Origin of the sequence: Kaistella haifensis DSM 19056 (assembly GCF_000735695.2) — a bacterium.
Lineage (GTDB): Bacteria > Bacteroidota > Bacteroidia > Flavobacteriales > Weeksellaceae > Kaistella > Kaistella haifensis.
In genome coordinates, this window is the sequence record NZ_JASZ02000028.1 from 1 (window position 1) to 20,173 (window position 20,173).

14 protein-coding genes and 2 pseudogenes are annotated in these 20,173 nt (G+C 36.8%); 9 read left to right on the forward strand and 7 right to left on the reverse strand.

What is annotated here, in order from left to right; all coding sequences use genetic code 11:
* The first annotated feature begins 320 nt into the window (after positions 1-320).
* Positions 321-1,100, forward strand: a pseudogene (locus tag AP75_RS14780) (copper resistance protein NlpE).
* A 601-nt stretch (positions 1,101-1,701) separates the two neighbouring features.
* Here the strand turns inward: AP75_RS14780 and AP75_RS11150 are convergent.
* From AP75_RS11150 to ruvX, 5 genes are all read right to left on the reverse strand, one after another.
* A complete protein-coding gene (locus tag AP75_RS11150; RefSeq protein WP_221404539.1) occupies positions 1,702-2,247 on the reverse strand; it encodes an FUSC family protein in 546 nt (181 codons plus the stop codon).
* Between the two features lie 102 nt (positions 2,248-2,349).
* Positions 2,350-3,117 (reverse strand): nucleoside triphosphate pyrophosphohydrolase, encoded by a 768-nt coding sequence (gene mazG, locus AP75_RS11155; RefSeq protein ID WP_088264728.1) that lies wholly within the window; start codon positions 3,115-3,117, stop codon positions 2,350-2,352.
* A gap of 120 nt (positions 3,118-3,237) precedes the next feature.
* The gene (locus AP75_RS11160; RefSeq protein ID WP_088264730.1) at positions 3,238-3,801 is read right to left on the reverse strand and encodes a DUF5606 family protein; all 564 of its coding nucleotides are present in this window, start codon (positions 3,799-3,801) and stop codon (positions 3,238-3,240) included.
* 79 nt (positions 3,802-3,880) lie between these two features.
* Complete coding sequence (gene def, locus AP75_RS11165) at positions 3,881-4,453, reverse strand: peptide deformylase (RefSeq protein WP_088264732.1); 573 nt, start codon at positions 4,451-4,453, stop codon at positions 3,881-3,883.
* Complete coding sequence (gene ruvX / locus AP75_RS11170) at positions 4,450-4,866, reverse strand: Holliday junction resolvase RuvX (protein ID WP_031502224.1); 417 nt, start codon at positions 4,864-4,866, stop codon at positions 4,450-4,452. The genes def and ruvX overlap by 4 nt, the downstream gene beginning before the upstream one ends.
* Positions 4,867-5,097: 231 nt before the next feature.
* Here ruvX and AP75_RS11175 point away from each other — a divergent pair, with 231 nt between their 5' ends.
* Complete coding sequence (locus AP75_RS11175) at positions 5,098-5,574, forward strand: SixA phosphatase family protein (protein ID WP_031504260.1); 477 nt, start codon at positions 5,098-5,100, stop codon at positions 5,572-5,574.
* 352 nt (positions 5,575-5,926) lie between these two features.
* On the opposite strand, the gene AP75_RS11180 is transcribed toward AP75_RS11175, so the two are convergent.
* Positions 5,927-7,477, reverse strand: a complete 1,551-nt coding sequence (locus AP75_RS11180; RefSeq protein WP_088264734.1) for a serine hydrolase — start codon at positions 7,475-7,477, stop codon at positions 5,927-5,929.
* A 236-nt stretch (positions 7,478-7,713) separates the two neighbouring features.
* Here AP75_RS11180 and AP75_RS11185 point away from each other — a divergent pair, with 236 nt between their 5' ends.
* The 6 genes and pseudogenes from AP75_RS11185 (at position 7,714) to AP75_RS11215 (ending at position 15,696) form a co-directional block, all read left to right on the forward strand.
* A complete protein-coding gene (locus tag AP75_RS11185) occupies positions 7,714-7,941 on the forward strand; it encodes a cation transporting ATPase C-terminal domain-containing protein (protein WP_031504258.1) in 228 nt (75 codons plus the stop codon).
* Between the two features lie 726 nt (positions 7,942-8,667).
* A complete protein-coding gene (gene pyrF / locus AP75_RS11195) occupies positions 8,668-10,032 on the forward strand; it encodes an orotidine-5'-phosphate decarboxylase (protein ID WP_031504256.1) in 1,365 nt (454 codons plus the stop codon).
* Between the two features lie 11 nt (positions 10,033-10,043).
* Positions 10,044-10,958, forward strand: coding sequence for an AEC family transporter (locus tag AP75_RS11200; protein ID WP_031504254.1), 915 nt, complete (start codon positions 10,044-10,046; stop codon positions 10,956-10,958).
* A 353-nt stretch (positions 10,959-11,311) separates the two neighbouring features.
* Positions 11,312-11,866: pseudogene (locus AP75_RS11205) on the forward strand (DsbA family oxidoreductase); the annotation flags it as partial.
* A gap of 230 nt (positions 11,867-12,096) precedes the next feature.
* Positions 12,097-12,669: a YceI family protein gene (locus tag AP75_RS11210; protein ID WP_088264738.1), complete on the forward strand. Its 573-nt coding sequence runs from the start codon at positions 12,097-12,099 to the stop codon at positions 12,667-12,669.
* 207 nt (positions 12,670-12,876) lie between these two features.
* Entirely contained in the window at positions 12,877-15,696 is a 2,820-nt protein-coding gene (locus AP75_RS11215) for a gluzincin family metallopeptidase (protein ID WP_031504252.1), read from the forward strand.
* A 106-nt stretch (positions 15,697-15,802) separates the two neighbouring features.
* On the opposite strand, the gene AP75_RS11220 is transcribed toward AP75_RS11215, so the two are convergent.
* Complete coding sequence (locus AP75_RS11220) at positions 15,803-16,603, reverse strand: T9SS type A sorting domain-containing protein (protein ID WP_242589807.1); 801 nt, start codon at positions 16,601-16,603, stop codon at positions 15,803-15,805.
* 354 nt (positions 16,604-16,957) lie between these two features.
* Between AP75_RS11220 and AP75_RS11225 the strand changes: the two genes are divergently transcribed.
* The gene (locus AP75_RS11225) at positions 16,958-20,161 is read left to right on the forward strand and encodes a hypothetical protein (protein WP_088264740.1); all 3,204 of its coding nucleotides are present in this window, start codon (positions 16,958-16,960) and stop codon (positions 20,159-20,161) included.
* Positions 20,162-20,173: the final 12 nt, after the last annotated feature.

The window sequence follows — 20,173 nt, forward strand, 5'->3', positions numbered from 1 at the left end:
GCTCTAACTTTTATTCAATTTGTAAATGTTTTTGTATTTAATAGAAAAATGAACAAAATTAAAGTATCTTTAATTTAATAATGCACTACGAGTTAAAATAATAACATATCAGAGTTTCGTTGGGTTTATAAGTCGAAAATGTAACTTCTGCTGGACAAAACCTTCATTAGTTTCCAACATTCCACTTTCATCGCAAAAATTTTCAAAAAAATCCTGAAGAGACCTCTAGAATGGTCACTTTTTTGTAAGGGAGTTGTAGCCTTTTTAAAATCATTATTTAGGTCATCAAACATTTTAAATTAATCTCAATAAAAAAAATAATGAACAGATTTAAATTTTTAACCGTAGCAGCATTAACCACCATTTTTGTTTCTTGCAGCGACAGTAAATCAACCGTTGACACTGCAAATAAAGAGCAGACAAAAACAGAGGCACAGCAAAATAATGATTTTCCTTCAGGAATCTACACGGCAACATTGCCTTGCGCAGATTGTATGGGAATCGAAACCTATATTACCTTTCAAAAAGACAACAAAGCGGTTAAAAGTACCTCGTATTAAGACATCGACGGTACTTCTGAAAACGAGTATGGTACCTGGAACAAGAATCATGATATTATTGAAGTAACGATCCCAAATTCGCCCAAAGAATATTATCTGGTAAAACCCAACAAAACGTTGATAAGATTGGATGCTGACAAGAAAGAAGTTAGCGGTGAATTAGCCAAAAATTATATTTTTAAAGAAGTAAAAGCTTATACGCCCGCTCAGTTGAACGGTACGTATCATAGCAATGTGAACGGAAAAGGTTACAACGAAATTCTGGAATTGAAATCTGAAAATGACAGTATTTATTCAGTCAAGATTTCATTTACCGGCGCTGTGAAAGGGTGTACGTTTGAAGGCAAAGGAAAGTTAGTGAATAATCAGATTGATGTTGATTTAAAAACCATCAATAAAGATTTAAAAGGCACGATGACGATTTTATTTAAGGATAAAACAGCTGAAGTATTTACTTCGAAATTTGATGATAGATTCGCATTAAATTACTTTTGTGGAGGCGGTTCAAGTTTAGCCGGAGATTATCATAAAAAAGAGTAATACAAAGTTTTATCAATAGCTGCTCGGTAAAATACTTCAGTTGATCGCTAGAAGTTCAATAATGAAAGTGTTGTTGAGCGGAAGTTTTTTAAGAACTACCCTTTCCTAGAAGAAATATTTAATGAAAATATTTTTAAACAAAAATCCAGTTGATCTGCTCAACTGGATTTTTTTTTCTAATGAATTGAAATTAAATTTATCTATGAAAAAGCACAAAATAAGAAATTTTTCATCCGAGGAAAATATTGCATTTACAAGAATGATTTTGGCAGAAAATTTATTTCACCGGAATACCTGTGAACGTTCCGTAAACTTTTGTAATTCCGTTTCCTGTTCCGGTAGCTTCGAATTTTCCTGAAACTTTGGAGTCCGTTTTTTCAGTTATGTTGATGGTTCCACCGGTAGCGTTGAAATTTTTGGTGACGTAAACCAGAGCTGTACCTTTGATGTAATCGCCGTCGAAAGTATAGGTTCATACTGAACAGAATCAAATATACGCAAAATCCGAATTGAAAATACGCCCTGTTTTAAAAAAATATTATGAATTATTAAGACTATTTTTTTCAAAAAAAAATCCGCCTCAATGCTGAGATGGATTTTATTATTTTCTGCGCCATTGAATTTGTGCGCTGCGAAGTTGTTTTTCAAGTTTGGTGACCAAAATTTTATGATGCAATATCCATCCTACTGACACGCCAATTAAACTTCCTATAACGGTGTCTAAAATTCGGGCTTCCATCAATTCGTTCACATCGGTAAATAATCCTGTAGCATTTTCTGCCAAGAAAATCGTCAATGGCGTAATGAAAATCACTGCCAAACCATAATTTCGAACGACCAATACTTCCACAATGAATTGCAACCCCGCGATGAGGAAAACCAGTTCCAAACCGGAAGGTTTTGCAGAAAGCAGCAACCATGTAATTCCAATTCCTAGGAGCGTTCCTATAATTCGGTGCAGATTTCTTTGCCATGAATGGAAAAGATCTTTGCCTTGAAGTATTGCCAATGCGGAAACCGGAATCCAATAGGCACTTTTCATTTCCAACCAATGCCCGATCATCAATCCTAAAAACATCGCAAATCCAATGATTAAACTTGCGACCAATTCGGTGTATCTTTTCTTCTTTAATCGAGTTCTTCGCAAAGTCCTGCCAAAAGAGGAAAATGCCAAAGTCTTTCGCTTTTCTTTAATTCTAAAAAAGCTTGTACGTGGGTGTTGAGCCGGTGATTAAATTTCATGCATGCATTATTTCAGTAATTTGGCTTCTTCCCAAAGAAGATCCATTTCTTCCAGTGATAAATCTTCTAATTTTATTTTTTTTTGATCCGCTAAATTTTCCATCTTCTGAAATCGGTCGATAAATTTTGTATTCGTTCTTTCCAAAGCAGAATCTGGGTTGATTCCTAAGATTCTGGCGTAATTGATCAGCGAAAAGAAAACATCGCCCAATTCCACTTCTTTTTTTGCTAAATCTTTTTCTGCGTGGAACTCCGCGAGTTCTTCATCTACTTTTTTCCAGGCGTCTTCGGCATCGGCAAATTCAAAACCAATTCCTTTTACTTTTTCTTGAATTCTAAAAGCTTTTACCATACTCGGAGTTCCTTTGGTAACACCGGAAAGCACCGATTTATTGCCTTCTTTCAGTTTCAACTTTTCCCAGTTTTGCTTTACTTCTTCTTCATCTTTTACCTCAACATCTCCGTAAATATGGGGATGACGGAAAATGAGTTTTTCGTTTAAAGAATTGATGACATCCGCGATATCGAAACTGCCTTTTTCGGAACCAATTTTCGCATAAAAAACCAAATGCAGCAACACGTCGCCGAGTTCTTTTTTAATTTCGGTTAAATCCTCTTTCAACAATGAGTCCGAAAGTTCGTAAACTTCCTCCAAAGTAAGGGGTCTCAGAGATTGTAAATCTTGCTTTTTGTCCCACGGACATTTCTCCCGAAGATCGTCCATAATATCTAACAATTTTGAAAAAGCTTCGAGTTTCTGTTCTTTGGTATTCATTGGAAAAGGGATTAAATTGGGAATTAAAGATGCTTGAGTTCTGAAAACGATGTTCCTGAAAACAAAAACTTTGTCAAAGTTACAAACTTTGACAAAGCTAAATGATGATTGAAAAAGAGATTATCCCATTTTTCTGTGGGTACTTTTCGGAGCTGCTTTTGCAGTTGAAGTAGCTGCTTTTGTTTTTGGGGCAGCAGGTTTTTCAGCTTTCGGAGCTGCTTTTTTCGTTTCTGTTTTCTCGATTTTAGCAGGTTTTTCTTCTGCACCTTCCGCTGTAGCGTCTTCCGCTTTCACAAAACTTTCAGGAGTGATGTAGCCTGCTTTGCTCAAGATGTTATACCACTGCGCCAATTTCTTGATGTCGGAAACATATACTCTTTCGGTATCGTAATCCGGGAGCGATTCCAACATAAAAGCTCTAAGGTCAGCATCTGAAGATTTATGAGAAATGGTTTCTTTATAATCGTTGTTTTTTGCAATGTTTTCAAAGACTTCAAACAAAGGAACCTCTTTATCGAAAGTGAACATCGCGATGTTATCTAGCAAACTAACCTGTGAGGTATTGCCAATACTTACTTTCTTCTTGGTCATAACATCTTCAATGATAAAACCATTTTTCAACTGTGAAACTAATTTGTAAAGCCCTGGTTTTCCAGAGATTGAAATTATTTTTTCTAACTGCATTTTCTTATTTTTTTGTTTGAATTTTTATGATATTTAAAGCGGATTACCGATTGATAAAACTTCCGTTGTTCGTTTTTACTTATTTTGGAAATCTCATTTTATAGTTTACAGCTACGTCACCATGAGAGATTTTCACCAATTTGCCTTTTACTAGTTTTTTCTTCAAAGAACTTAGGTGATCGGTGAAAAGAATTCCCTCGATATGGTCATACTCGTGCTGAATTACACGGGCTCTCATATCGGAGAAAGTATCGGTATGTTTCACGAAATTTTCATCGTAGTATTCGATAAGGATGGTTTCTTTTCTCTTCACATCTTCGCGAACATCGGGTATGGAAAGACAACCTTCATTAAATTTCCATTCTTCACCAGATTCCTCGAGGATTTTAGCATTAATGAAAACTTTCTTGAAATCTTTCAATTCTTCAGCAATATCGGCATAATCTTCATCTTCCGCAAGAGGCGAAAGATCCACCACAAAAAGGCGGATATCCAATCCAACCTGTGGCGCTGCCAAACCGATACCGTGTGCTGATTCCATAGTTTCATACATGTTCTGAATGAGTTCATGGAGATCAGGATAACCCTGATCGATATTGTGGCAGGTTTTTCTTAAAACTGCATCGCCGAATGCACGTATTGGTAAAATCATTTTTGTTTCTGTTCTAAATAATTTTGCAAAATCAGGGTAGCGCTTACTTTGTCAATCAACCCTTTTTCTTCTCTTTTCTTTTTGTTTTTTCCACTTTGGGAGATAAAAAATGAAGCCATTTTGGAGGTAAACCTTTCATCAAAACGGTGCACCGCAATCTCCGGAAATTGGCTTTGGAACTTCCTGATAAATTCCAGGATATCGTGCTCGACTTCCGAGAGGTTTCCTTTCAAATCAGTTGGTAAGCCAACCACTACTTCTTCCACTTTGTTTTCAGCAAAATAAGCAGTACAAAACTCAAAAATATCTTGGGTAGCTACGGTCGGCAATCCGGTCGCAATGATCTGCATATCATCCGTTACCGCGATTCCACACCTTTTTTTTCCGTAATCAACCGCCATTATTTGCCCCATAGTCTGCAAATTTACAAATATTTGTCTTTGCGCACAAAATTAAAAAAAACTAAGCCTCAACGGTTAGAAAAGCACACTTTAATTATTTAAAAACCAATAAGATTATGATGGATTTTTTTATTTTCATTAAAAAAAAGACCTAAAGTGAGTGAAATTTATCATCTTAAAGCAGATTAATGATCAAGTTGTTAAATTTTTGATTAATTTTAATTTTCCAAAATTTCGATACGTATGAAAACACTTATACTGGTGCGCCATGCCAAAAGCGATTGGCCCGAAGATACCGATGATTTCGATCGTCCATTGGCCGAACGAGGCATTGAAAACGCCCATAAAATGGCTGCTTACTTAATGCAAAACGGAATCCACATCGATCAGTTCATTTCCAGTCCGGCTTTGCGCGCTTTACATACTTGTGAAATTTTCAACGAAACGTATCACATTGAAATATTAACCAATAGAAAACTCTATAATGCCAATGAAAACAACTTCGAATCGGTGATTTATGACTTGAACGATGACGTGAATTCCGTGGCGATGTTTTCGCATAACAACGGGATTTCGAATTTTGCCAATATGATGAGCGGGGATATATTTGCGTTCCCGACGTGCGGGGTTGCAGGGTTTCAGGTTGATTGTGAGTCGTGGGCTGATTTTGAGGGTGCGAAGAAGAAGTTGCTGTTTTTTTATGAGCCGAAGAAGATCTAAGCTTTAAGTGCCGTATTCTAAGACCACTGATTTTAAAGAATTTCTTTTACCGCAAAAGTTAGCAAAGACTTTTGCACAATTCAAATGCTGCTAATGAACGATAAGTGGGTTATATATCTTTTTTCTCAATTACTAAATAAGAACGCAAAGGTGTTTCACTTATCAAAGACAATAATGTAGGATAATTTAGGCTTGAGTTTTATCATCGGGAAGAACTTTCACTGCACTTTTTTGATCTTTGCAACATCTTACCAGATCAAAACTTTTGTAACTTTTGTGGTAAATGCTAACTAAAAAGTCACAGAGAATTTCGGTTCCCTGTGACTTTTTTATTAATTATTGATGTTTCTAATTACTTGGTGCGCTGCAAATCGAGATCTTCGAAATCGAAACTGAAATCGGTGATATCTGAAATAGGTTTCATTTTAGCAGATTGCGCTTTGCCGTTTTCATCATAATTAAAGATCACAAAAGCGTCAGCATCATAGCTTCTATCATCCCATTTTGCAATAAAGGTAGTGTTGCTATAAGGTAGAAGTTCACCTTTCAAACGCGGAGAGTTCTTGCAATAAATCCTATAATTTTTTCCTTCCTGCGCTACAATTACCTCTCCGAACCATTCATCACGATAAGTTCCTACTACCTGTTCCGGTTTAGGTTGAAGGTTTTTTTCTTTCTGGAAAGCAGTTGCTTTTGCAAAAATCGCTTTTTTCCCATTGGTGAAATCGGCATCAATTTTCGCCATTCTGTCGCCATAGGTTTTCAGCCAATTACGATCTGGAACACCGAGGTAAGCGTCTTTCACGGTATTGGTAATGGTATTGAAAGCCGCACCACTCTGCTGATTCGTAAGAACCACAATACCCAATTTCATATCAGGAATCAGGGTAAATTGAGTTACAGTACCAATTAATCCACCGGTGTGGTATACTTGTTTATGCCCCTTAACATCAGTAAGGAACCAGCCCAAACCATAGCCCCCGAAATTAGAATCATAAGCATTTTTAAGTGCTACAGGTGTAGAAATCTGTAGGTTCCACAGTTGCTGAATTTGTTTATCTGAAACGAGTTTCTTGCCGTCTTTGGTGGTGAAACCATTCATTAAGAACTCCGCCCAAGTCGCCATATCGGTGATGTTGCTGATGATTCCACCGGCTGCGTTGGCTGTTTCGTTCCAGTCATGAGGTACTGCTACTACTCTTCCATCCACCGGAGCGTGTGCATCGATGATGTTGGTTACTTTCGCTGCTTTAGCGCGGTTATAGCTTCCGAAGCTGGAGTTCATCCCCACCGGTTTCATGATTCTCTGCTCAATAAATTCTGCCCAAGAAAGTCCAGAAACACGGTGAATAATTTCACCTGCTACGATGAACATGATGTTGTTGTAATCCAAAGTGGTGCGGAAATCGTTTTCAGGTTTTAGGTACCGAACATTGTGGATAATGTCATTCACTGTAAGATTTCCGCCTTCTGGGAAGAACATCAAATCGCCCTGATCTAAACCGAGTCCTGCTCGATGGGTAATTAAATCCTTGATGGTGATATTTCGGGTAACGTAGGGATCATACATCTGAAATTCCGGGAGGTATTGGGTGACTTTATCGTCAAAACTCAGTTTGCCTTCGTCGGCTAGAATGGCCAATGCAGTTGCGGTAAACCCTTTGGAATTGGAAGCGATTCCCACGAGGGTATTTTGATCCATTTTCTTTTGGGAGGTAAGCGAACTTACGCCAAATCCTTTCGCATAAACCAATGCTCCGTCTTTAATAATGCCCACCGACATTCCGGGTACGTCAAAGGTTTTTAAAGTATTTTGTATCAGTTCATCCAGTTTTTTCTCTTCAACTTGGGAATAAGCCCATAAAGAAATCAGGATGAACAGAAAGGAAAAATTACGTTTCATGAAATTAAATTTTAATCCCTACGAAGATATAAATTTTTTCAGAGCATGTGCATATCGGGAATGAGCCAGCTTTGCAATAAATTTGATTTTTGAATGAATGTTTCTAAAACCCAAAACAAAAGCATCGCTAATCTTTTGCTTAATAATCATCTTAAAAGAGGCCTGAAGATTTCGACCATTCCATTACAAAAAATGGTCCCGCATGCTGTGAGGCCAAAGGATGCAATTACGCTGAAATGAGAAGAGCAGAAATAACCGGAAACGCCAAAATACAATTGGCAGTAAGTCTTGTCACCCTTTTGTTTTTGTCAGCAATTCTTTTCATTGATCCGGTGACTCGGTTTTTCAAAGTTACCACGCTTTCCGCATCGGAGATTGGGTTTGCTGCATTGGTGGCATTTGCATCCGTAATTTGGTTTGAGGGATTTAAGTTGTGGAAAAGAATGAGGAAATCGGAGGGTTAGCTTTTTTGAGAGGAAAGAAGCAAGAAGAAAGAGAAAAGATTTATTTTTTGCAAAGTTGATTCGATTTCAAAAGAGTTTGGCTAGATCTGCGTGAGGTTTTATTCTCGCGGATTTTGGGGATTTAGCAGATTTTTTTAACGCAAAGACGCTAAATGGAATTATATTTTTGTGGATTCCATTTTCTAATTTTTTTTACCACAAAAGCGACAAAAGCTTTTTTTTGGAGGATGGAGGATGATGTATGGAGGATGTTTTTAGCCCTGCAAAGACGCTTCGCTTTCAAAAGGATTCTGCTGGATTTGCGTGAGGTTTTCTCTCGCGGATTTTGGGGATTCGGCGGATTTTTTTTAAACACAAAGACAGTAAATGGAATTATATTTTTGTGGATTCTGCTTTCTATTTTTTTACACAAAGACACGACGGCTACTTATTATTCATGCTGATTGGATTATTTAACTTCTTAACTTTCTAATCTTTTTTACCGCAAAAGTGACAAAAGTTTTTGGGTTTAAAGGTTTTAAAAAGTGAGCAAAATTACATTTTAGAATTTTGCTGTCTTTTGAAATGCTGTTTTTCCATCATTTCTTTTGTCTCTTTTGCGGTTAAAAAAAATAGCAAACAATGTATTTTGCTATTATTTATCTACGATATTTAAGATTTTTTAACCTAATAAGAACGCGAAAAATTTCTCTGAAAACCCTAACTTTGTCCTAAAGTAAAAAGTAAATGGAAAATAAAAAGGAATTCTTTCTCGAGTGTTATAAACTCGGCATTATCAAATTCGGACGTTTCACCCTGAAAAGCGGTATTGAAAGCCCATTTTATGTAGATCTTCGGCCACTGGCTTCCGATCCTAAAATATTAAAACGACTCGCCAATTATCTTTTGGATATGCTTCCGCTGGATAATTTCGACCTCATTTGTGGTGTTCCTTACGCTGCACTTCCGATGGCAACGGCGATGTCGCTGGAAAGCTACCTTCCTTTGATTATCAAAAGAAAAGAAGCCAAAGAATACGGCACTAAGAAAATGATTGAAGGGATCTTCCAGAAAGGTCAAAACTGCCTTTTGGTGGAAGACGTCATCACGAGTGGGAAATCGCTTCTGGAAACCATTCCGGAAATTGAAAATGAAGGAATTTCGGTTTCGGATATTGTGGTTGTTTTGGACCGTCAACAAGGTGGAAAAGAAATGCTCGAAAGCAAAGGTTATCGCGTTCATACATTGTTTACGATTTCGGAAGTTTGCTCAATTTTAAAGGAAGAAAATCATTTATCCGATGATGAAGTAACGAGAATTGATGACTTTCTGAAAGGAAATGTGGTGAAATTTGAAGAGAAAAAACGCCCAACTTATGAGCAGAAACTCGAAAATGCAGAACATTCTGTTGCCAAAAAACTATTGGAAATTTCGATTGAAAAAAAATCAAATCTGATTGCTTCCGCTGATGTCATTACCACTCAGGAACTATTGGATTTTGCTGAAAAAGTAGGTCCGCACATCGTTGCCCTCAAAACCCATATTGACATTATTACCGATTTCGATCCCGATAAAACCATTCTTCCGCTGAAAGATTTGGCCACAAAATATAATTTCCTTTTGATGGAAGACCGAAAATTTGCCGACATCGGAAACACCCAGGAATTGCAGTTTTCTTATGGAATTTATAAGATTTCAAACTGGGCAGATTTCGTGACTTCTCATGTGATTGGCGGTTACGATTCTTTGGATTGCTTCCTGAATGTGGGAGTTGTAGCGATTTTAGGAATGTCGTCCAAAGGAACTTTAACAGATAAAAATTATCAGGAAGAAGCGCTGAAAGTGGCTCAATCTCACCCGAATGTGATTGGTGGCGTTTCCCAAAAACAATTGCCGGAAGAACTTTTACTTTTCACTCCCGGTGTGAATTTATCGGATTCTGGTGACGGAAAAGGGCAACAATACAACACACCGGAACACGTTTTCAGGAATTTACAAACCGATTTCATGATCGTTGGCCGCGGAATTTACAAAGCCGATGACGCCGAAAAAGCAGCGCTTAATTACAAAATTGCCGGCTGGAATGCATATTTGGAAAGTTTGCAAACGTAAAAATAGAATTGTTGGCTAATCTTATTCTGCTGTTTCTCTGTTTATTTCTGGGATTTTTTTTCAGAAGAGCAAAACTTTTTCCGGAAAACGGTCATGTCGCGCTGAACTCCTTTGTTATTAATATTTCACTTGCTGCGCTTTCGCTGTATTACATCCCGAAAATCGTGATCAGTTACGAGGTGGTTTTTCCAGTGGCTGTTGCGTGGCTGAATATTTTTTTGGCAATGGTTTTTTTCAGCGTTCTTGGTAAAAAAATGAACTGGTCGAAATCCGTAATCGGCGCGCTAATCATGTGTGCCGGTTTCGGAAACACTTCGTTTGTAGGAATTCCGGTCATTCAGGCGATTTACGGGGGAAGTGGACTGAAAACCGTGATGCTGGTGGACCAACCCGGTTCTTTTGTAGCCCTTTCCACAGTGGGAATTGCAGTGGCAAATTATTATTCAGGAACCAAAAGTAGAGTTTCGCACATTGCAGGAAAAATCATTCGGTTTCCTCCATTTTTGGCATTTTCTGTAGCAATTATTTTGAATGTTTTAAATATTCAAATACCGCATGAACTTGATGAAGTTTTAAATAAATTGGGAGCTACAACTGTTCCGCTGGCATTATTTTCAGTGGGCAGTCAGCTTCATTGGCAGAAATTGGACGCCGATACCAAACCTTTATTTTGGGGTCTTTTATTTAAATTGATGCTCTTTCCAGCATTTATCTTTCTGTTTTATTTTATCATTTTAAAACAGAGCGGTGAAATGATTGAAATCTCGATTTTGGAATCCGCGATGGCTCCGATGATTACTGCAGGAATAATTGCTGCAGCACACAAATTGGAACCGAAACTCTGCAATTTGATGGTTGGCGTGGGAATTCCTCTAGCTTTTATTACGCTGGCTTTTTGGTATTTGGTTCTTCATTTTTTCGTTTGAATTGAATAATGAAAACCTTTTGTACATAAAGCAAAAACAACATACCTATTTGATTATTTGTTCTTTTGTCTTGAAAAAAAAAGGTTATAAAAAAATAAAGTTCGGGCGTCGCTCAAACAGTGGAGATAATTTAACGAAACTCTTGTTTATTTCCTTAGTGTTTCCGCTTCGTACGTCGTAATAAACAGATTTCAGTCAACTATTTTTTTATCTAAATGCACAGCAAATAATGAAATCGATTTATTAACTTGCATCAAGAATTATTCAACAGAAGGTTTGTATCTTTGATTCATTAATTGATGAATGAAAATTTTAATAAAAAAAATGCTCATTTCATTAAAAATAAGATTATTATGAAAGTAGATATTTGGAGCGATATTCGCTGTCCGTTTTGTTATGTCGGGAAAAAAAAGTTTGAAAAGGCACTTGAACAATTCGCCAATTCGGACCAAATAGAGGTCAATTGGCATAGTTTCCAGCTGGATTCCAACCTGGTTACACAACCAGAGAAAAATCCGTATGAATATTTCACAGAGGTGAAAGGAATTTCACTGAACGAAGCTAAAGCCATGCACGAGCACGTGAAAAATGCCGGAAAAGAAGCCGGAATTGAATTCAATTTTGACGATTCAAAAGTGGCGAATTCATATCGCGGGCATCTCCTCATTCAACTTGCAAATTCGAAAAACTTAGGCAATGAAATGGAAGAAGCGATGTTTAAAGCCCAGTTTATCGATGGAAAAAATATCGATGATGAAGCGACGCTTTTGGAAATCGGGGAATCTGTAGGACTTTCTGAAAATGAAATTCAAGCCGCTTTACAATCTGATGATTTTGCACACGCCGTTTCACAAGATGGCTTGCGGGCTCGCCAATTGGGAATTTCCGGTGTTCCGTTTTTTGTATTTAATGATAAATATGGCGTTTCCGGTGCGCAACAACCCGAACTTTTCCTAGAGGTTTTGGAAAAATCTTTTGCAGAATTTTCCGCAGGAGACAAAGGTTTACAAATCATCAACAATGGCGATCAATGTGACGTCGATGGAAATTGCAACTGATTTCTTAACTTACAGCAACGCCAACAAAAAATTTTGGAAATATCTTTGCATTATTAATTTTAACAATAAAAAATAGTATCATGAAAAAAATCTTATCCCTCATTACCGTTGTGTTATTTTCGGTTTCCACCTTTGCACAATTAGTTTTAAAGAACGATCCGGCTCACTCTAGAATTCAATTTGCAGTAATTCATCTTGGAATTAACGACATCACCGGAAATTTCGACAAAGCAACTTTAACCATCAATGCAGATGAGAAAAACTTTGCGAATTCTACCCTTGCTTTCTCAGCTGATGTAAACTCGATCAACACTCATGTTGAAGCAAGAGATAACCACTTGAAAAGTCCAGACTTTTTCGATGCAGAAAAATTCCCAACTCTAGAATTCAAGAGTACTTCTTTAACTAAAAACAAAAAGAACTACTACACTTTGAAAGGTAATCTTACGATGCACGGTGTTACAAAACCAGTTACTTTAACTTTGGTTTACCGCGGTTCTACGGTAAATCCGATGAATAAAAAAACTACTTATGGTTACCAGGTTTTGGGAACTTTGAAGAGATCTGACTTCAACGTTGGACCTAATTTCCCTGCACCAATGATCAATGATATGGTGAGAATTAAAGGTGATTTTGAATTAACAGCTGAATAATAGTTAGTAGTTTTTTTTAGTTGGAAACGGAAATTCAGGAAACTGGGTTTCCGTTTTTTTTTGTTGAAATTTAAATGAAAAATAAAAAATTCAACATGATACAAAACGCAAAAAAAATTCGTTATAAAAATCAACAACTAACAAAAAACAGCTTAATAATAGCATTTCATTTAGAAAAACATCATTATATTTGATTGAATTTAAAAGATGAAAATATTTTTTTGCGGTCTGATGCTGGTTACCAATATTGTTGCAATTTCTGCGCAACAAGACAGCATATACATTGAAGCTAAAATCCCGGAAAACAAGAGACAGATTACTGTATATCAAGACATTACTTACTATAACCATTCTGAAACCGATTTAGATCAGATAAAACTCCTCAATTGGATTTCCGCGTACAAAACCCATAACACATCATTGGTTTACCGAAAACTGGAAGATCGAAAAAGCGATTTACACTTTGCAAAACCCAATGAATTAGGCAATCTAGAAAATCTCAACATTCAGATTGATGGTAAAACCATAACAGGAATGGACGGATCAAGAGAACAGATTTTTCTTCCGCTTTCAGAGAAGCTTGCGCCCGGAAAAAAGGTAAAAATCACTTTAAATTATCAGCTGAATTTGCCTTCGCATAAATTTACCGGGTACGGAACCGACGGAAAAAAAGTAGTTCTGAAATACTTTTTTCTAGTTCCCGATGGTTTTGATGATCATAACCAAATTCAAAGAAATTTCATCGATATTGAAGAAAACCAAAATCCTGGCAGTTACTGGAGAGTTAATCTCAATATTCCTATCAACCACTATTCGCAAAGTAATCTTCCGGAAATTCAGCCCAATTATTTTGAAGGCAAGTTGGTCAATGATCCCGAATTTCTAATCTCGGAAAACAGTTTCCCAACCATTACAACAACTATTGAAGGACAAAAAATTACAATCAATTTCGGTTACCAACTGACCGAAACCGAAAAGCAGAATTTGGAATTTTATCTTCCGCTGCAACTCAATTTCATTAAGGCAAAAACAGGTTTTTTACCCTCGAAAATATTCATCAGCGAAAAATTCCGCGAATCTGAGAATTTAATGGGAATTGATGATATTAAATTCTGGAAATTCCGTTATCCACTTTTCACTGAAGCTGAAAAAATTGACCTGAATTATTTCAGTATTTTATCGAAAAAAATTGTTGAGCAATCTTCTATTTTCGAGAAAAGTGGCGATCACTGGTTAATGAACGGGCTGAAAACCTACCTGGAAATTCAGTACATCGATCGGTATTACCAAGAGCGAAAATTGCTCGGCGATCTTCCCGACAATTTGAAAATTCTCGGTTTGAAACCTTTGAAAATATTCCATGCATCAAAGCTGAAGCTTTCGGAAAGATACGGACTTGCTTACCAATATATTTTGACTCAAAATTTGGATCAAAAAATAGGACAACCATTCGAAAATCTGAGCAATTTCAACGCTACTGCGATCAGCCATTTCGAAACGGGAAGTCTGTTTTCGTTTGTAGCAGAAAAAATGGGAAAGGAAAAATTTGACGATTTTGTGATTCATTTTCTGCAAAAAAATACAGGAAAAAGAATCGATAAACAAGCTTTTTTAGATGAATTGACTGTAGCTTCCGGATATTCTTCGGGCTTTTTGGAACACTTTATACAAAATAAAAACCGAGTAAATTTTAGGCTGAAACGATTTAAGAAAATCGGGGATGAATTTCAGGTGAAAATCTCCAAGAACACTTTACAAGAGATTCCTTTCAAAATTGAAACGGAGAAAAAAAACGGTGAGAAAACCGCATTTTGGTTCGATACCGAACGTTCCAAAGAAGCGAAAATTTACAATATTCCGCAAACTGATGCAGAGAAAATAATAATCAACAGCGAATATATTTTCCCGGAGAAGAATTTCCGCGACAATTATCTTTATGCCAAAGGTTTTTTCGCAAATACCAAAAAAATTCGGCTCAAGTTTTTCAAAGACATTCCCAATCCGGAATACAATGAAGTTTATCTTAATCCGAAACTGAATTTCAATGCCTACGATAAGATTTTGTTGGGTTTAAATCTTAAAAATTCATCCTTATTCGACCGAAAATTTGTTTATTCGTTTACCCCCTATTTCAGTTCAGGAACGGGAAAATTAACGGGTGCAGGCGGTGTTTCTTATTCATTTCAGCCGGCCAATAGTTTTTACCGGAGTTTAGATTTGGGCGTTTCAGGATCATATTTTCACTATGATTATGATTTAACTTACCAAAAATTTTCAGCATTTGCGAATATTAATTTTAGTAAAAATCCTCGTAGCGACATCGGCAGAAGTTTAGGTTTTTCCTATAATTTCTTCGAGAAAGAGCTCACTCCTGCGATGATTGCCGCGAATGAATACGGAAAATACAATCTTTGGAATGTTGGATATAGCTATTCGGACAGAAGACTCATTCATGAAAAATACCTAAGTGGAAACCTTCAATGGATGGAAGATTTTCAGAAAGTTTCTGCGGAAGCATTCTATCGTTGGGAATTTGCACAAGATCAAAAAGTGAGTTTCCGGTTTTTTGGAGGTTACTTTATCACCAATAAAACCAAGAACAATTTGTTTGATTACGGCATTTCGAAGGTTTCAAATTATGCGTTCTCGTATAGACTTTTGGGACAAAGTGCCACCAGTGGATTGCTTTCCCAGCAATTGATTTTGGCGGAAGGCGGTTTCAAATCTTATCTCGGGAAAACAGCCAATCAGTGGATTACTTCGGTGAATGTAGATGCGCACGTTTGGCGTTGGTTTAATGTGTATGCGGATGCGGGCGTTTACAAAAACAGGTTGCAAAATCCTCAGTTTATTTGGGATTCCGGGGTGAAAGTGAAGGTGATTCCGGATTTTCTGGAAATCTATTTTCCGATGCAAAGTTCGCTTGGTTTTGAACCTTCATTTAAAGATTACGGAAGCAGAATCCGATTTACTTTGATGTTGAATTTCTCAGCGATTACGGGGTATTTTAGGAGAGGTTGGTTTTGATAGTGAATAATTAATAATGAATAGTGAATAATTAATATTTAATAATGGATAAAATAAAAAAGCCACTTCTTTTCGGAAGTGGCTTTTTTTATTGAGAAAGGGATTCTTAGTTTTTGATGATTTTCTGAGAAACTTTTTCACCGTTTACAGAACCAGTTACGATGTACATTCCTTTTGCAAGAGAAGAAACATCAAGAGAAGTTCCATCAGTTACAGCAGCAGACTTTACAACCTGTCCATTTACGTTTACAATTAGAACATTTGCTTTAGCTCCGAAAAGAATTGCATTACCAACATTGGTATTTTTCACCAAATTTACTTTCGTGCCATTTACATCAGACACTGCTAATGTACCATTGTATACAGTAACATTATCAAATCTTAACGCACCTCCAGAAGCGTAAGTAGAAGTAGTTCCAATTGCTGAATAAGAAGTGTTGTTTGCAGGATCAAATACAGAAACAACTCTTAAAGCAAAATTAGCATTATTACCTGCGGTAGCAGGTAAATTAGTTGCCACAGTAGACCATGTACTTGGAGCAAGTGAAGTGGGAGTTGCAGTAACATTTATCCATGTCGAACCATCAGTTGTATATTGTACTTGCACATATTTAGATGCAGTATTTGATCCGTAAACATCAACAGATGCTGAAATTGCTGATACACCTACAGTACTTACAGAAAATTGAATCCCCGCTGTTCCTGATGCTGTATCCTGCGCAGGATAAGTTTTTGTTGTGTATGCCTTTCCTGTATTTGGATTTCCGTTAACGTAAGGACAATTACATGCAGTTGTTCCTGTTGTTTGAGTATTTTCAACAACACCACCAATAAGAGTGATTGTTCCTACTCCTGTACTTGTAGCTACCGGACTCGGACTTGCATCAAAATTCCATTGAGTAAACACAGTTTGTGCAGACATACTTGTAATAGCTGCAATTCCTAAAATTGTAAAGATTTTTTTCATAATAAAGAATTTAAATATTAATTGATTCAAATTTACAAAAAAAACGCAACCAGAAATCCATAACTCTTTAAATTAACAAAAAGTTAATTATCATTATGCATGATAAATTAGACCATTGTTTTAGTCTATACAAAGAAAATTGAGATTTATTGGTTTTACAATAGGGTTTATCCCTTTCCACTACTCATTATTCACTCCACCAAAAACAAAACAATTTAAAAGGTAGTTTTTCGTTACTTTTACACCACTTTTTTTGAAGAGATTTTGCCGAGAAAATTACTTTTATCCATTTTTATGATTACAGCATTTTGCTTTACAAATGCTCAGATTTTCACATGGAAAAATCCCAATCTCCCGAAAGACTCCACCAAAAAGGATTCGGTAATTGCTGCAAAAATAGATAGAGACTTTTTTACCAAAGACACTTTAGATTTCATCCGCACTCCTAACAAAGTTATTCTTGATGAAGGAATTTTGGTGAAAAACACGCGATCTCAAATCCTGGGCGACCTCAATTCCAAAGGGTCCATCATCCGCGGAATCACGTTTGGAAACAACCAAGGACAAAGCGTACAAAGTTCGATGGATCTTCAGATTTCAGGAAAATTATCGAAAGACGTCACGATTTTGGCATCGATTTCCGATCATAATTTGCCCATTCAAGCCGACGGATACACGCAAACTTTGGAAGAATTCGACAAAATTTACCTCCAACTCAATATCAAAGACCGCTCTATTCTGCGCGCCGGACATTTGGATCTGCTCGATGAAAATACTTATTTCGGGCGTTACCAAAGACGAAGTATGGGTATGCAGTTTCAAACCAATTTCGGAAAAGATAACACAACTTTTGTAGATGTTTCTGCCGGAGTTGCGCGAAGCGAATTTCACCGAATTCGTTTTCAGGGTGTAGAAGGAAACCAAGGTCCGTACCGACTGAACGGGAAAAATGGGGAGCAGTTTATCACCATAATTTCCGGATCGGAGCAGGTTTTTATTGATGGTATTTTGATGAAACGCGGCGAAAACCAAGATTATGTCATCAATTACAACACCGGAGAAATCACTTTTACCAGTTTCAGACCGATTTTAAAACAGAATTTCATTACCATTTCTTATAATTACGCCAACAGAAATTACACTAGATTTTTAGTTACGGGAAATATTCAACATCAAAGAGAAAAAGCCAAATATGGTTTCAGTTGGTTTTTGGAAAATGACAATAAAAACGCTCCACTTTCTTTGAATTTAAGCAAAGAAGATCAACAAATCCTCGCCAACGCAGGCAACGATCCCAACCAAATGTACGCACCATCCGGAACGGTTTCGGAATATGATGTCAATAAAGTTTTGTATCAACTTATCGAAGATCCGAACGGAAATTATTATGAATTTTCAACCGATCAAATGCAGACTTTATATCAGGTTTCATTCACATATTTTGGAGCGAATTCCGGCGATTATCGCATCAAGCAGACCACGAATAACGGACGTGTTTTCGAATATGTAGGAAATAATTTGGGCGATTACAAAGCGGTTCGAAAATTACCCGCGCCACAAAAAACTCAGGTTTTTTCCGGAAATACGGAATTTTTGTTGAAAGACGGAAAAGTAGGAGCCGATTTCTCACTCAGCAATTATGATGTAAATCTTTTCTCCTCGAAAGATGCGCATCAAAATATCGGTTACGCCGGACGGATTTTCGGGTTTAAAACTTTTACTAAAAACAATTGGAAAGGAACGCCAAGTTTTGAATTTCAACACATTAATTCTCAATTTCATATTCTGGATCGGATCAATGATGTTGAGTTTTCTAGAGATTTCAATTTGAATCAGGAATTTAATCAAATTACTCAAAACCGATTGATTTTCAGTTTTTTAAACCAATGGAAAAACCAATCGTTCCTGAATTATAAAATCAATTATCTCGACGAAAAAGAAAGTTATCGCGGAATAAAAAACGATCTTGATTTTGGATTTAAAAAAGGAAAAATCAGCACGAAAGGAAACTTTTCCTACCTGGATACGAAAGCTACTTTCCAAGATACACAATACCTTCGAAGTGGCATTATCACTGAATATACGACCGAAAAAGGAAGTTGGGGAATCGGTGCAAATATGGAAAACAATGTGAAAACCTTCAACGAAACGAAGCTTTTGGATGTGAGCAGTTTCCGTTGGAAAGAAGCATTTCTTCAGAAGAAAATCGGGGATTCTGTTCGTACAAAATTGCTGGCGAAAGCTTATTTTAGGGATAATGATTCGGTGCGCGGAAATTCATTGGAAAACATGAATCATATTTTGGGAATCGTAGCAGAAAGCCAAATCATTAAGACTGAAAAAACCACGCTTAATGCATTGATTCATTACCGGAAATTTTATTATCAGAATCAGGATATTGCGGAAAATTTCAATCAGGATTTTGTGGTGGGAAATCTGATGTACAACCAACAGTTATTTCGAAACGGGATGCGTTTGCAAGCGTTTTATGAATTAGGAAACGGGCAGGAAGCGCAACGCGAATTTCAGTACATCAAAGTGACCGATGGACAAGGCGTGTACAAATGGACCGACTACAACGGCGACGGAATACAACAACTGGACGAATTTGAAACTGCAGAATACGCAGATTTAACCCAATACATAAGGGTTTATACCAATACGGTGAATTATTTACCTTCCAATAAAAACAAGTTGCAACTGGCTTTGTTTGTGAATCCCTCGGTAGTTTTCAACTCGGAAAACAGGTTTTTGAAACGTTGGAATTTTAATATTTCCTTGAATTCCCAAAATTCGTTTTTTAAGAGAGATCGGGTTTTTGTACTCAATCCTTTCGAGAAAAATGAAGATCAAATTCTTAAAAATCAAAACTTACTTGCTTCGGCACAGTTTAATTCTACCGAAAAATCCGGTTGGAATGGGAATTACCGTTTCATTGCCAATGATAATTTGATTAATGCCAATTTCAGCAATGAAGAACGATCTCAGACTTCTCATTTCCTGAATTTGGGATATTGGTTCAATAAAAATTTCCGTGTGGATTGGGAAAACTCGGTGCATCAAATTGAAAATGCATCGCAACTTTTCAGCTCAAGAGATTACCTTCTGAATAATTTCGAAACGAAACCTAAAGCCACCTATAAATTTATCGAAAAACTTCAGGCAGAAGTTTCATCAGCATGGCGACAAAAAATCCGAAAAGACGGAGAAGAACTGCTAAAAACCCTTGATTTAACGGGAAGTTTGCAGTGGGACTGGAGAAAAACAACGGTTCGTGGCAATTTTTCTTTTATCAATAATGATTTCACGGGGAATAATTTCACGATTGTCGGCAACCAAATGCTCGATGGATTGAAACCCGGAAAGAACCAGGTTTGGTCGGTATTTCTGCAACAAGCGGTGAATTCGTTGATTCAACTCAACGTCAACTATGAAGGCAGAAACTCGGGAGAAAGAACAATCCACATCGGATCCGTTCAGGTAAAGGCCAGTTTTTAGGAAACAAGAATT

Coding starts and splice junctions, on each gene's coding strand:
- AP75_RS11215 (WP_031504252.1), top strand. CDS start 12,877: ATGAAAATATTTTTTTGCGGTCTGATGCTGGTTACCAATATTGTTGCA.
- def (WP_088264732.1), bottom strand. CDS start 4,453: ATGATTTTACCAATACGTGCATTCGGCGATGCAGTTTTAAGAAAAACC.
- AP75_RS11185 (WP_031504258.1), top strand. CDS start 7,714: ATGAGAAGAGCAGAAATAACCGGAAACGCCAAAATACAATTGGCAGTA.
- AP75_RS11210 (WP_088264738.1), top strand. CDS start 12,097: ATGAAAAAAATCTTATCCCTCATTACCGTTGTGTTATTTTCGGTTTCC.
- AP75_RS11175 (WP_031504260.1), top strand. CDS start 5,098: ATGAAAACACTTATACTGGTGCGCCATGCCAAAAGCGATTGGCCCGAA.
- pyrF (WP_031504256.1), top strand. CDS start 8,668: ATGGAAAATAAAAAGGAATTCTTTCTCGAGTGTTATAAACTCGGCATT.
- AP75_RS11225 (WP_088264740.1), top strand. CDS start 16,958: ATGATTACAGCATTTTGCTTTACAAATGCTCAGATTTTCACATGGAAA.
- AP75_RS11180 (WP_088264734.1), bottom strand. CDS start 7,477: ATGAAACGTAATTTTTCCTTTCTGTTCATCCTGATTTCTTTATGGGCT.
- AP75_RS11160 (WP_088264730.1), bottom strand. CDS start 3,801: ATGCAGTTAGAAAAAATAATTTCAATCTCTGGAAAACCAGGGCTTTAC.
- ruvX (WP_031502224.1), bottom strand. CDS start 4,866: ATGGGGCAAATAATGGCGGTTGATTACGGAAAAAAAAGGTGTGGAATC.
- mazG (WP_088264728.1), bottom strand. CDS start 3,117: ATGAATACCAAAGAACAGAAACTCGAAGCTTTTTCAAAATTGTTAGAT.